Below are 12,442 nucleotides of genomic sequence, written 5' to 3'. Positions count from 1 at the left end.
TCGTAGGACTGGGGCAGGTGTCGCGACGCGCTGCATCTCGACGGTCGAAAAGTCTCTGGCGGGCACCGGACCGAGGGGGCTCCGGCCAGCGGGGCCGGTCGCTCGCACACCGTCGGGGGGCGCGGGGACGAGCCGGCCCGCCGGGTGGCTCAATGGGTACCGTATCGGAACCAGATCAGGTAGAGCGACAGGGCCATCCCACCGACGATCCCCGCTCCGACCAGCCAGGTCGTGCCCAGCCAGTGGTCGAGCAGGGCACCCAGCCCGCCATAGATCAGCGGACCGGTGATGAGGTAGGCGACGGCCTTCCACGCAGAGTTGGACTCGCGCAGGTTGAACTGCCGCTCGCGCTCCTTCTTCTCCTCGGCGCTCTCGCCGGGCGTCTCCTCGAAGCCCGGGGCACCGGACGGTGGGGTCGACATCGCGCCCTCCGATCTCACGACTCATCACGCGGCTCCCGAGACGTCGTGTCGAGGGCAGCGGCGCCGTCAGGATCGTAGGCGAAGATGCGCAGCCGCTTGTAGGCCCGCATCTCGAAGAAGAGCCACACGAGGGCGCAGACGGTGATCGCCAGCCCCACGGCATACCCCGACACCCAGCTGACGTCGCGCAGCAGGAACATCGCGACGCCGAGGACGATCACCTTGAAGGTGTAGGTGAGCATCACGACGATCATGACGGTCGTGGGCGGCAGGTCGGCCGTGCGCTTCATGACGAGGAGCGTCAGGCTGAAGAAGAAGATGACGAGCGCGGCACCGAAGGCGGCCGACCACGCGGCCTTGGGGCTCGAGAAGAGGCCCACGACGATGCAGCCGAGCGCGGCGACGACGGTCGGCAGGAGCGAGCCGCGGAGAAGCTGCGCGAACGCATCGGACTGTGATGCGGTGCGGGCCGGTGTGGCGCTCAAGAAAAACCTGCCTGGTCTGCGTCGTGAGGCGTTCTGCTGGCGGGGCGGGGTTGGGCTCGATCGTCTTGTGCGGGAAGGCTTTCCGCACCACCCCGAGACCGGTTATCAGGTTCTCCCAAGGTGCTTGTGAATGCTATCACAAGCGTTCGGACGCCCTCCACCGCGGAAGCCGGACCGTGAGCACCACCCCGACCGCCGCGGCCGCGGCCACCACGACGGGCGGCCGCCACCCGTCCCAGATGACGAAGGACACCGATCCGAGGGCCACGATCGCGGCCCACAGATAGAGGATGAGCACGGCGCGCCGGTGGGTGTGACCGATGCTCAGCATGCGGTGGTGCAGGTGCTTGGCGTCCGGGTGCCACGGTCGCTGCCCCGCCATGGTGCGCCGCACGATCGCGAGCACCATGTCGAGCAGGGGCAGCAGGAGCACCGCGAGCGGCAGCAGGATGGGCAGGAAGGCCGCGGACACCTCGTTGGTGCTCACCTGCCCGGGGTCGACGTTGCCCGTCAGGGTGATCGTCGCGGCCGACATGAGCAGGCCCAGGGTCAGGGCGCCCGAGTCGCCCATGAAGAGGCGGGCCGGGTGGAAGTTGTGCGGGAGGAAGCCCGCGCAACAGCCCACGAGGGCCGCCGAGATGAAGGTCGCGGTCGAGAAGACGTTGGCCGGCACGAACGAGCGCGACACGAGGTAGCTGTAGGTGAAGAACGCCAGGGCGGCGATGCCGACCACCCCCGCGGCGAGGCCGTCGAGGCCGTCGATGAAGTTGACGGCGTTGGTCCACACGAGCACGACGATGACGGTGAAGCTGACGAGCACCGGCACCGGCAGGATCGTCGTGCCGAAGATCGGCAGCGAGAGCAGCTGCACCCCGGTGTAGGCCATGAGGCCGGCCGCGAGCATCTGCCCGGCGAGCTTGGTGACCCAGTCGAGCTCGCGGATGTCGTCGAAGGCGCCGAGGAGGCAGACGATGCCGCCCGCCGCGATGACGCCGAGGATCTGGCGCGTCGAGAAGAGCGTGCCGAGGTAGGGCAGCGCCCGGGCGACGAGCGCGGCCGCGACGAAGCCGATGTAGATGCCCACTCCCCCGAGCCGCGGGATCGGGGTCGTGTGGACGTCGCGCTCGCGCACCGCCGTGAAGGCGCCCGTGGCCACGGCGAGGCTGCGGATGAACGGGGTCACGAGGTAGGTGACCGCCGCGGCCACGATGAGGACGAGAACGTACTCGTGCACCTACCGACCTTCGCTCGGGCGCCGACGCTGGCGGGTCGCCGGGGTCAGCGGGGGTATGCCGGGAAGCGCGTCACGAGGTCCGTGACCTGCGCGCGGACGTCCTTGCTCACCGCGTGGTCGGGGTCGGCGTCACCCTCGGTCACCGCCTTGTGGATGAGAGCGGCGATCTGCTTCATCTCCTCGACGCCCATGCCCTGCGTCGTCACCGACGGCGTGCCCACCCGGATGCCGGAGGCGATGTTGGCCTTCTGCGGGTCGAACGGGATGGCGTTCTTGTTGAGCACGATGCCGGCGGCGTCGGCACGCTCCTCGGCCTCCTTGCCCGTGACGCCCACAGCCTGCAGGTCGAGCAGGGCGAGGTGGGTGTCGGTGCCGCCGGTCGTCGGGCGGATGCCGAGCTCGAGCAGGCTCGCGGCGAGCTGCTGGCTGTTGGCGATGACCTCTTTGGCGTACTGGGCGTACTCCGGGGTCGCGGCCTCCTTGAAGTTGACCGCCTTGGCCGCGATGGTGTGCATCTGCGGGCCGCCCTGCATCATCGGGAAGATCGCCTTGTCCATGGCCGCCGCGTGCTCGGCCTTGCAGACGAGGGCGCCGGACCTGGGGCCGCGCAGCACCTTGTGCGTCGTGAAGGTGACGACGTCGGCGTAGGGCACCGGCGACGGGATCGCCTTGCCGGCGACGAGGCCGATGAAGTGGGCGGCGTCGACCCAGAGGATGGCGCCGACCTCGTCGGCGATGCCGCGGAAGCGCTCGAAGTCGATGAGGCGTGGGATCGCCGACCCGCCCGCGCAGATGACCTTGGGCCGGTGCTCCTTGGCGAGCGCCTCGACCTGGTCGTAGTCGATGTCCTCGCTCAGCCTGTCGACGCCGTAGTGGACGGCGTTGAACCACTTGCCGGAGAAGGAGACCTTCGTGCCGTGGGTGAGGTGACCACCCATCGGCAGCGACATCGCGAGGATGGTGTCGCCGGGAGCCATGAAGGCGCCGTAGACGGCCTGGTTCGCGCTCGCGCCCGAGTGCGCCTGGACGTTGGCGTGGTCGGCGCCGAAGAGCTCCTTGGCGCGGTCGATGGCGATCTGCTCGGCCTTGTCGACCTCGGCGCAGCCGCCGTAGTAGCGCCGGCCGGGGTAGCCCTCGGCGTACTTGTTCGACAGGGTCGACCCGAGGGCCGTCAGCACGGCGGGCGAGCTGATGTTCTCGCTCGCGATGAGCTGCAGTCCGCCACGGATGCGGTCGAGCTCCGACAGGAGCACGCCGGCGATGTCGGGGTCGAAGGACTGCAGGGCACCGAAGTCGGAGCCGTAGAACGTGTCGTCAGCCATGGTGCATCTCCGGTTGAGGGTCTCGGGAGTCGGGCGCGTGCCAACTCTATTGCGTGGGGGCGCCGCCGTCGGTGCGACGTTCGTCGGTGGCGACGTCGGGCGACTCCGCCGCCGGGGCGGGCGGGACGTCGCTGCCGGCCGGCTCCACCGGGCCTGCGGCGACGTCGGGGCGGGCGTCCTGCGCCACGTCGTGCCACTCGTCGACGGTGTCGACGGTGCCGCCCGTCTCGTCTGCGGACTCGGGGGTCGGCTCGTCCGCCGGCTCGTCCGCCGGCGCGGCAGCCGGCTCGTCCGCCGGCTCGGACGCGGGCTCGTCCGCAAGCTCGTCCGAGGGCTCGGACACGGGCTCGTCTGCAGGCTCGTCGTCGGGGGCGACGACGACGTCGTCTGCCGGCAGCAGCGCCGCGTCGATGTCGGCCTGCGGGATCGCCCCGAGGCGCAGCGTGACGGGTGCCTCACCCGTGCAGTCGATGATCGTCGACGGATCCCCGTCACCCGACGGGCCGGCGTCGAGGTAGACGGCGACGGACTCGCCGAGCATCGCCAGCGCCTCGTCGACGGTGCGGGCAGCAGGGTCGCCGGTCGTGTTGGCGCTCGTCACGGCCATCGGACCCACGTCACCGAGCAGCTCGAGGGTGACCTCGTGGTCGGGCACGCGCAGCGCGACGGTGCCGTTGGTCTCGCCGAGGTCCCAGTGCAGCGAGGTCTGGGCCTTGAGCACGACCGTCAGCGGCCCCGGCCAGAACTTCTCCATGAGCCGTTGCGCGTAGTCGGGGACCGCGGTCGCGAGGCCCTGGGCGGTGCGCGCCGTCGGGATGAGCACCGGTGGCGGCATGTCGCGGCCCCGGCCCTTGGCCGCCAGGACGGAGGCCACCGCCGTGGCGTCGAAGGCGTCGCAGCCGATGCCGTAGACGGTGTCGGTGGGCAGCACGATGACCTCGCCGCGGCGGATGGCAGCCGCAGCCGCGGGAACGCCTTCCGCGCGGCCGCTCGGGTCTGTGCAGTCGTAGCGCTCGCTCACGGCCCGAAGCCTAGTCCGCGACGGTGGGAGACCTGCGCGCGGTCGTCACCCGCGGACGGTCGGCCAGGTCGAGGTGGTCGACGACCTCCGACCACTCCCCCGTCGCCCGCATCCGCCGCGGCAGGCTCTCGCCCTGGCTGTCGGCGTGCTCGACGAGCACGAGGCCGCCGGGGCGCAGCAGACCCGCGGCGACCCGTACGACGGCGAGCGGGATGGCGAGCCCGTCCTCGCTGCCTCCGTAGAGCGCGATCTCGGGGTCGTGGTCGCGCACCTCGGGGTCGACCGGGACGGCGCCCACCGGGATGTAGGGCGGGTTGACCGTCACGACGTCGACCGTGCCGGTCCAGTCGTCGAAGCAGGGCTGGGTCGCGTCGCCGAGGACGAGGTCGACGTCGAGGCGCAGACGGTCGCGGTTGGCCGTCGACCAGGCCCACGCCTCCGGCGAGACCTCGAGCCCGCGCACCTCGGCCGCCGGGCACTCGTCCTTGAGCGCGAGCGGGATGGCCCCGGAACCCGAGCAGAGGTCCACCACCCGCGTCTTCCTCGCCTCCCCCATCAGTCGGGTGAGCTCGGCGAGGGCGAGGTCGACGAGGACCTCGGTCTCCGGTCGCGGCACGAAGACGCCGGGGCCCACCGCGAGCGTCAGGTGCCGGAAGCTCGCGTGGCCGGTGAGGTGCTGGAGCGGCACGCGGCGGGCGCGCTCGTCGACGAGGACGGCATACGCCGGCGGGAGGGTGCGTCCGCCGAGCACCGTGAGCCGGCGCACCTCGGCGACGTCGACCCCGAGCGCGTGGGCGGCGAGGGCCAGCGCGTCGGGCTCCGGGGAGGGCACGCCGGCCTGGGCCAGCCGCGCCGTCGCAGCACGTATGCCGTCACGCAGGTCGGTCACCGACGGCTCACTCGGGTGCCCCGGCGAGGGCGCTCAGCTTGGCCGCCTCGTCGGCGTCGAGCGCCGACTGGACGACGGGGTCGAGGTCGCCGTCGAGCACGGCGTCGAGGTTGTAGGACTTGTAGCCGGTGCGGTGGTCGGAGATGCGGTTCTCCGGGAAGTTGTAGGTGCGGATGCGCTCGGAGCGGTCGACGGTGCGCACCTGCGAACGGCGCGCGGCGCTCGCCTCGGCGTCGGCCTCGTCCTGCGCCAGCTGGTGCAGCCGGGCCCGGAGCACGCGCATCGCGGCCTCCTTGTTCTGCAGCTGCGACTTCTCGTTCTGGCACGAGACGACGAGGCCGGTGGGCACGTGGGTGATGCGCACGGCAGAGTCGGTCGTGTTGACGCTCTGGCCGCCGGGGCCGCTGCTGCGGTAGACGTCGATGCGCAGGTCGTTCGGGTCGATCGTCACCTCGACCTCCTCGGCCTCGGGCATGACGAGCACGCCGGCGGCCGACGTGTGGATGCGCCCCTGGCTCTCGGTGACGGGCACCCGCTGGACGCGGTGGACGCCGCCTTCGTACTTGAGACGCGCCCACGGACCCTCACCGGGGCCGGGAGCCCCCTTGGCGCGCACCGAGACGCGGACGTCCTTGTAGCCGCCGAGGTCGCTCTCGGTGGCGTCCTCGATGACGGTGCGCCAGCCACGGTGCTCGGCATAGCGCAGGTACATCCGCAGCAGGTCACCGGCGAAGAGCGCGGACTCGTCGCCGCCCTCCCCCGCCTTGACCTCGAGGATGACGTCGCGGTCGTCGTCGGGGTCGCGGGGCACGAGCATGCGGCGCAGGTGCTCCTCGGCCGCGGCCTCACGGGCCTCGAGCGAGGGCACCTCGGCGGCGAAGGCCTCGTCCTCGGTCGCCAGCTCACGGGCGGCCCCGAGGTCGTCGACCGCGGCCTGCCACGAACGGGCGGCGGCCACGGTCGGGGCCAGTGCGGCATACCTCTTGTTGAGGGTGCGCACGAGGTCCTGGTCGGCGTGGGTCGCGGGGTCGGCGAGGCGGCGCTCCAGCTCGGAGTACTCGTCGAGGATCGACTGCACGGAGTCGAGCACGATGATCACCTCTCGGCTGGGGATGTCGCTGCCAAAACGAACGCCGGCCCCCGACGACCGAAGTCGTGGGAGCCGGCGTGCGGGAGACCTACTTGGCGGCCTTCTTGCCGTAGCGGGCCTCGAACCGGGCCACGCGGCCACCGGTGTCGAGGATCTTCTGCTTGCCCGTGTAGAACGGGTGGCACTGCGAGCACACGTCGGCCGAGATCTTGCCTGACGTCTCGGTGCTGCGCGTCGTGAACGTGTTGCCACAGGTGCAGGTCACCGTGGTCTCGACGTAGGCGGGGTGCAGGTCCTTCTTCACAGCGTCTCCTTGAGATGAGGTGGCCGGGTCGGAGTCTCCGCAGCGCCCGTGGGGCGCCTGCTCGTCCGTGAACCGGTCCAAAGGAAGATTGTGCCAGAGGGGTGGCACCTCACCCAAAACGTCCACCCCCGCCTCGGCATTCCCGTATGCCGCCCGGCTGGCAACGCTTGTGTCATGCACAACGCACAGCCTGGCGTGCGTTGTGCATGACACACGTTCTTCGGATCAGGCAGGCAGCTCGCAGAGCTGTTGGTGGGCTCGCACGACCTGGTCCAGGAACCGCTCCGCATCGAGGCGCAGGCCAAGCACCGGGATGCGAAGCACGCGGGTGGCCCCGAGCACGACCTCGTTCTGGCGCAACGCGTCATCGACCGGGTTGAGTGCCAGACCGTGATGGCCGCCGTCGATCTCGACGGCGAGCCCGATGTCCTCCCAGGCAACATCGAGGTAGACCCGGCCGTCCCGCTGGACCCTCACTGCCTGACGGCTCGGCTCAGGCAGGCCGCGAGCCCGGCACAAGCGGGCGAAGTCGAGCTCGCCGAGCGAGTGGACACCGTCGCAGACGTCGCGGATGACGCCGTCGATAAACGGACGTCGTGGGCTCCGGGTCACGGTGAGCCAGTGCGCGAGCAGCCGATCTGGCCGGACGAGCCGTTGCTGCACCACGAGGCAGATGACGAGTGCCGCCTGCCGGTCGCTCCTCGCCCACTGCGCGCCGTGCACGACAGCCACCTCAGGTCGTACCCGTGGCACGCCCACCGACAGCCGGGGTCCGAGATCGCGCCGACGACGCAGTCGCACACCCGGCACCGCGTGACCTCGGTTGCGCGCTGGTAGCGCCACGTCGATCACTTCGAGCCGGAAACCCGTCAGCCCACCAGCGACCAGAGCCGCGACTCCGTCGAGGACCGCGCCAGAACCAGACTCCCACACGGCTCGCCAGAGCAGGGCCTCACCGTCTGGCGACCCGGTGCCGATGACGACGGTGTGCCTGCCGGCCAAACGCCATCGCCCGGCGGCGACCTCCGAGGCGACGTCGTGGCGACTCAGGCCCGCCGCCCGCAGGTCTGCCCGGTGAGCGACTCCGTCGTGCAGGGCAGCAACACCTGTCGCACGGAAGGCTCGCTGGTCTCGGGTCACCCTCGTCGTCATGGCTCGACGGTGCCCGAGCTAGCTCAGGTGCGGCGCTGGTCATCCACAGGGTCGCCGGTGTCATGCCGAACGCACAGCAGGGATTGCGTCTGGCATGACATTGCCACCGAACGCACGTATGCCGCTCGCCCGGGGTGGGCGAGCGGCATACGGGGTGCTGGTGGGGTGCGGGTCAGCCCTCGTCGTCGATCTTCATCGACGAGGTCTGCTGCACCTGGAGCAGGAACTCGTAGTTCGTGCGGGTCTTCCTGAGGCGGTCGGTCAGCAGCTCGATGCCCTGGACGGGGTCGAGTGCGGCGAGCACCCGACGCAGCTTCCACATGATCTTCAGCTCCTCGCTCGCGAGGAGGATCTCCTCGCGGCGGGTGCCCGAGGCGTTGATGTCGACCGCGGGGAAGATGCGCCGGTTGGCCAGCTCGCGCGAGAGCTTGAGCTCCATGTTGCCGGTGCCCTTGAACTCCTCGAAGATCACCTCGTCCATCTTGGAGCCCGTCTCGACGAGCGCCGTGGCGAGGATCGTCAGCGACCCGCCGTTCTCGATGTTGCGCGCGGCGCCGAAGAACTTCTTCGGCGGGTAGAGCGCAGCCGAGTCGACACCGCCGGAGAGGATGCGCCCGCTCGCCGGGGCGGCGAGGTTGTAGGCACGACCGAGCTTGGTGATCGAGTCGAGGAGCACGACGACGTCGTGACCGAGCTCCACGAGGCGCTTGGCGCGCTCGATGGCGAGCTCGGCGACCGTCGTGTGGTCCTCGGCCGGGCGGTCGAAGGTCGAGGCGATGACCTCACCCTTGACGGCCCGCTGCATGTCGGTGACCTCTTCGGGCCGCTCGTCGACGAGGACGACCATGAGGTGGCACTCGGGGTTGTTCGTCGTGATCGCGTTGGCGAGCGCCTGCATGACCATCGTCTTGCCGGCCTTGGCCGGGGCGACGATGAGGCCGCGCTGGCCCTTGCCGATGGGGGCGACGAGGTCGATGATCCGCGTCGTCAGGGCGGTGCTCTCGGTCTCGAGGCGCAGGCGCTCCTGCGGGTAGAGCGGCGTCAGCTTGCCGAACTCGACCCGCTTGAGGGACTCCTCCGGGGTCGCGCCGTTGACCGAGTCGAGACGCACGAGCGCGTTGAACTTCTGGCGGCCGACGTTGCCCGACGGCTGCTCGCCCTCGCGCAGCGCCTTGACCGCCCCGGTGACGCCGTCGCCCTTGCGCAGGCCGTGCTTCTTGACCATGCCGAGCGGCACGTAGACGTCGTTCGGGCCCGGCAGGTAGCCGGTCGTGCGCACGAAGGCGTAGTTGTCGAGCACGTCGAGGATGCCGGCGACGGGAACGAGGACGTCGTCCTCCTGCACCTGCAGCTCGGTCTCGACCCAGTCCTGGCCGTCGCGCGTGCGACCGCGCTTGCGGTCTCGGCTGCGCTGGCGGTTGCGGCTGCGGCGGGTGCCGTTGCGATCGTCGTCGTCGTCGAAGCGACCCTGCGGGCCGTTGCCCTGGTTGGCCTGGTGGCCCTGGTTGCTCGCGGCGCCCTGGTGGCTCTGCGCACCCTGACGCGGCTGGGCAGCGCGATCCTGCTGGCGGTCGCCCTGCTGGCGGTCGCCCTGCTGCCGGTCGTCGCGCTGCTGCCGGTCACCCTGCTGACGGTCATCCCGCTGCTGCCGGTCGCCCTGCTGGCGGTCACCCTGCTGACGGTCATCCCGCTGCTGCCGGTCGCCCTGCTGGCGGTCGCCGCGCTGCGTGCGCTCGGCGCGGTCGACGGCTGCCTCGGCGAGCTCGATGCCCTCCGGCAGACGCGGCTCCTCACGGGTCTCGCGCGTCTCACGGGCGGCCCGGCCGGTGCGGCTCGTGCGACGCTCCTGCCGCGGCGCGCGCTCCGACGGGCCCTGGGACGCGTCGCCGTCGGACTCGGCCGGGCGATGGTCCCCGTGGTCCGCCTGGTCTGCGGAATCGGCCGTCTGACGTCGGGTCGTGCGCTCGCGACGCTGCGGCGCTGCCTCGTCCGCACGATCCGAGCCGGCGTCGGCGGCCGGCTCCTGACGCTCGGTGGTGGCCGCAGGAGCAGCGGTGGCGGCGGACGAGGGGGTGGCCCCCTGCCCGGCGCCGCCACCGGCCTGGCGTGCCTTGATGGCCTCGACGAGGTCGCTCTTGCGCATCTTCGTCGTGCCCTTGATGCCCATGGACGACGCAACGCCCTTGAGCTCGTCCAGCTTCATGGCGGCGAGGCCAGAGACGGGACGGGTGGTGGTTTCTGACACGAAGGATCCTTCCCCCTCGTTCGCGGCCCGGCGAAGACCTCGCGGAGCCGAACTGGGGCCAGTTGTCTCTGGCCGACTGTGAACCACATCGGCGCACTGCACCGAGAGGCAGAAAGAACTGCCTCAGCGTGGGGGTGATGCACCGGCCTGCGTGAACGCGGCGAGTGGTGCGAGGCCAAAGATACCACCCGACGCCCCGCAACCGGCGGCAGGAGAGCAGGTCAGCACGCCGTCACGGTGGCGCCGCGCACCGGCACCCCGGGCGTCAGTCGTCGCCAGCCTGCGCACTCCACCGGAGTCTGCACGGTGTCGACGGCCCCGCGCGTCGTCAGCACGAGGACGCTCGGACCGGCGCCGGACACGACCGCAGCGTGCCCCTGGGCCCGCAGCGCGTCGACGAGTCGCATCGTCTCGGGGTAGGCGGGCCGGCGCGCCTCCTGGTGCAGCCAGTCGCGGGTCGCGGCGTGCAGGTGGCCGGGGTCGGACGTCAGCGCGTGCACGAGCAGGGCGGCGCGCCCGGCACCCGCCGCCGCAGCAGCGAGCGGCACCATCGCGGGCAGCACCGCCCGGGCGGTGCGGGTGGCGAGCTGGGTGTCGGGGACGAGCACGACGACCTCGACCTCGCGGTGCAGCGCGATCGACGCCGTGACCGTCCGGTCACCGCGGTCGAGGCCGCTGTCGTCGGGCATCCAGCTCACTGTGAGACCGCCGAGCACGCTCGCCGACGCGTTGTCGGGGTGGCCCTCGAGGACGCTCGCGATGTGCGTCGCCAGCGACCGGTCGATGGCGACGGGCTCACCCGCCTCAGGGAAGGAATCCACCGAGAGTGCTTGCGCCGCAACGACTCCCGCGGCGATCGCCGTCGCCGAGGACCCGAGCCCGCGGCTGTGCGGCACACCGTTGAGCGCCTCGATGCGCAGGCCGGCCGGAGGCTCGCACCCGAGCACTCCCCACGTATGCCGCATGGTGGCGTGCACGAGGTGACGCTCGTCGGTGGGCACGTCGTCGGCGCCCTCGCCCGACACCTCGATGACGAGGCCGGGGGTGTCAGACGTCGTGATGACGTAGCGGTCCCAGAGCCCGAGGGCCAGACCGATGGAGTCGAAACCGGGGCCGAGGTTGGCGCTGCTGGCAGGCACCCCCACCATGGCGGAGCGTCCCCCCGGCACGCGGGTCACGAGCTCACCCTTCGAGACCGAGCGCCTGGGCGGCCGAGTAGGCGTCGACGGAGACGCGGGTCGGCACGATCTCGCTGCCGTCGGCCGTGCGCAGGGCCCACTGGGGGTCCTTGAGGCCGTGCCCCGTGACGGTGCAGACGATTCGCGCGCCCGTGGGCACGAGACCCTCGGCGTGGCTCGCGAACAGGCCTGCGACCGACGCCGCCGAACCCGGCTCGACGAAGACTCCCTCCTGCGACGAGAGGTAGCGGTGCGCCTCGAGGATCTGCTCGTCGGTGACGGCCGCGATCCGACCACCCGACTCGTCGCGCGCAGCGATCGCCTGGTCCCAGGACGCGGGGTTGCCGATGCGGATCGCCGTGGCGATCGTCTCGGGGTCGTCGACCGGGTGGCCGAGCACGAGCGGCGCCGCTCCGGCCGCCTGGAAGCCCCACATGACCGGAAGGTGCGTCGCCGGACCCGGCTGGTCGCTCACCGACGGGTCGGAGAGGTACTCGCGGTAGCCCTTCCAGTAGGCGGTGATGTTGCCGGCGTTGCCGACGGGCAGGCAGTGGATGTCCGGCGCGTCGCCGAGGGCATCGACGACCTCGAAGCTCGCCGTCTTCTGACCCTCGATGCGCGCGGGGTTGACCGAGTTGACGAGCTCGACGGGATAGGCCTCGGCGAGCTTGCGCGCGAGGGTGAGGCAGTCGTCGAAGTTGCCGTCGACCTGGAGGAGGGTGGCGCCGTGGGCGATGGCCTGGCTGAGCTTGCCCATCGCGATCTTGCCGTCGGGCACGAGCACGCCACAGGTCATGCCGGCCTTGGTCGCATAGGCCGCGGCGGAGGCGCTCGTGTTGCCGGTGCTCGCGCAGATGACGGCCTTGGCGCCACGCTTGGCGGCCAGGCTGATGGCGGTCGTCATGCCGCGGTCCTTGAAGGAGCCCGTCGGGTTGAGCCCTTCGTACTTGAGGTAGACCTCGGCGCCGACGAGCGCCGACAGCTTCTTCGCGTGGATGAGCGGCGTGCCGCCCTCGTGCAGGGTCACGACGGGAGCACCGTCGAGCATCGGCAACCGGTCGGCATACTCCCGCATCACGCCGCGCCACTGGTGGGCCATC

12 protein-coding genes are annotated in these 12,442 nt (G+C 71.3%); all 12 read right to left on the bottom strand.

Annotated elements, in window-relative coordinates:
* Positions 1 to 149 precede the first annotated feature (149 nt).
* The 12 genes from FBY41_RS12050 to thrC all read right to left on the bottom strand — a co-directional run bounded on the left by FBY41_RS12050 (position 150) and on the right by thrC (position 12,441).
* Complete coding sequence (locus FBY41_RS12050) at positions 150 to 422, bottom strand: AtpZ/AtpI family protein (protein ID WP_221629268.1); 273 nt, start codon at positions 420 to 422, stop codon at positions 150 to 152.
* 14 nt (positions 423 to 436) lie between these two features.
* Positions 437 to 907, bottom strand: coding sequence for a hypothetical protein (locus tag FBY41_RS12045; protein ID WP_141844493.1), 471 nt, complete (start codon positions 905 to 907; stop codon positions 437 to 439).
* Positions 908 to 1,043: 136 nt separating this feature from the next.
* Positions 1,044 to 2,141 carry a glycosyltransferase family 4 protein gene (locus FBY41_RS12040; protein ID WP_141844492.1) on the bottom strand — a complete coding sequence of 366 codons (1,098 nt, stop codon included), beginning with the start codon at positions 2,139 to 2,141 and terminating at the stop codon, positions 1,044 to 1,046.
* Positions 2,142 to 2,185: 44 nt separating this feature from the next.
* Positions 2,186 to 3,463 (bottom strand): serine hydroxymethyltransferase, encoded by a 1,278-nt coding sequence (locus tag FBY41_RS12035; RefSeq protein ID WP_141844491.1) that lies wholly within the window; start codon positions 3,461 to 3,463, stop codon positions 2,186 to 2,188.
* Between the two features lie 46 nt (positions 3,464 to 3,509).
* The gene (locus FBY41_RS12030) at positions 3,510 to 4,484 is read right to left on the bottom strand and encodes an L-threonylcarbamoyladenylate synthase (RefSeq protein ID WP_141844490.1); all 975 of its coding nucleotides are present in this window, start codon (positions 4,482 to 4,484) and stop codon (positions 3,510 to 3,512) included.
* A 10-nt stretch (positions 4,485 to 4,494) separates the two neighbouring features.
* Positions 4,495 to 5,373: a peptide chain release factor N(5)-glutamine methyltransferase gene (prmC, locus tag FBY41_RS12025; protein ID WP_141844489.1), complete on the bottom strand. Its 879-nt coding sequence runs from the start codon at positions 5,371 to 5,373 to the stop codon at positions 4,495 to 4,497.
* Positions 5,374 to 5,380: 7 nt separating this feature from the next.
* The gene (prfA, locus tag FBY41_RS12020) at positions 5,381 to 6,463 is read right to left on the bottom strand and encodes a peptide chain release factor 1 (RefSeq protein WP_141844488.1); all 1,083 of its coding nucleotides are present in this window, start codon (positions 6,461 to 6,463) and stop codon (positions 5,381 to 5,383) included.
* A gap of 88 nt (positions 6,464 to 6,551) precedes the next feature.
* Complete coding sequence (rpmE, locus tag FBY41_RS12015; RefSeq protein WP_141844487.1) at positions 6,552 to 6,767, bottom strand: 50S ribosomal protein L31; 216 nt, start codon at positions 6,765 to 6,767, stop codon at positions 6,552 to 6,554.
* A gap of 225 nt (positions 6,768 to 6,992) precedes the next feature.
* Positions 6,993 to 7,919 (bottom strand): hypothetical protein, encoded by a 927-nt coding sequence (locus FBY41_RS12010; protein ID WP_141844486.1) that lies wholly within the window; start codon positions 7,917 to 7,919, stop codon positions 6,993 to 6,995.
* Positions 7,920 to 8,091: 172 nt separating this feature from the next.
* On the bottom strand, positions 8,092 to 10,122 hold the full coding sequence (gene rho, locus FBY41_RS12005; RefSeq protein ID WP_221629297.1) for a transcription termination factor Rho: 2,031 nt from the start codon (positions 10,120 to 10,122) through the stop codon (positions 8,092 to 8,094).
* Positions 10,123 to 10,385: 263 nt separating this feature from the next.
* Positions 10,386 to 11,342, bottom strand: a complete 957-nt coding sequence (gene thrB, locus FBY41_RS12000) for a homoserine kinase (RefSeq protein WP_141844484.1) — start codon at positions 11,340 to 11,342, stop codon at positions 10,386 to 10,388.
* Between the two features lie 4 nt (positions 11,343 to 11,346).
* Entirely contained in the window at positions 11,347 to 12,441 is a 1,095-nt protein-coding gene (gene thrC / locus FBY41_RS11995; RefSeq protein ID WP_141844483.1) for a threonine synthase, read from the bottom strand.
* Position 12,442 lies beyond the last annotated feature (1 nt).

The sequence above is a fragment of the Humibacillus xanthopallidus genome (assembly GCF_006716675.1).
Lineage (GTDB): Bacteria > Actinomycetota > Actinomycetes > Actinomycetales > Dermatophilaceae > Humibacillus > Humibacillus xanthopallidus_B.
The sequence above is the reverse complement of the archived record's forward strand: the minus strand, read 5'-3'. Positions and strand labels throughout refer to the sequence as shown.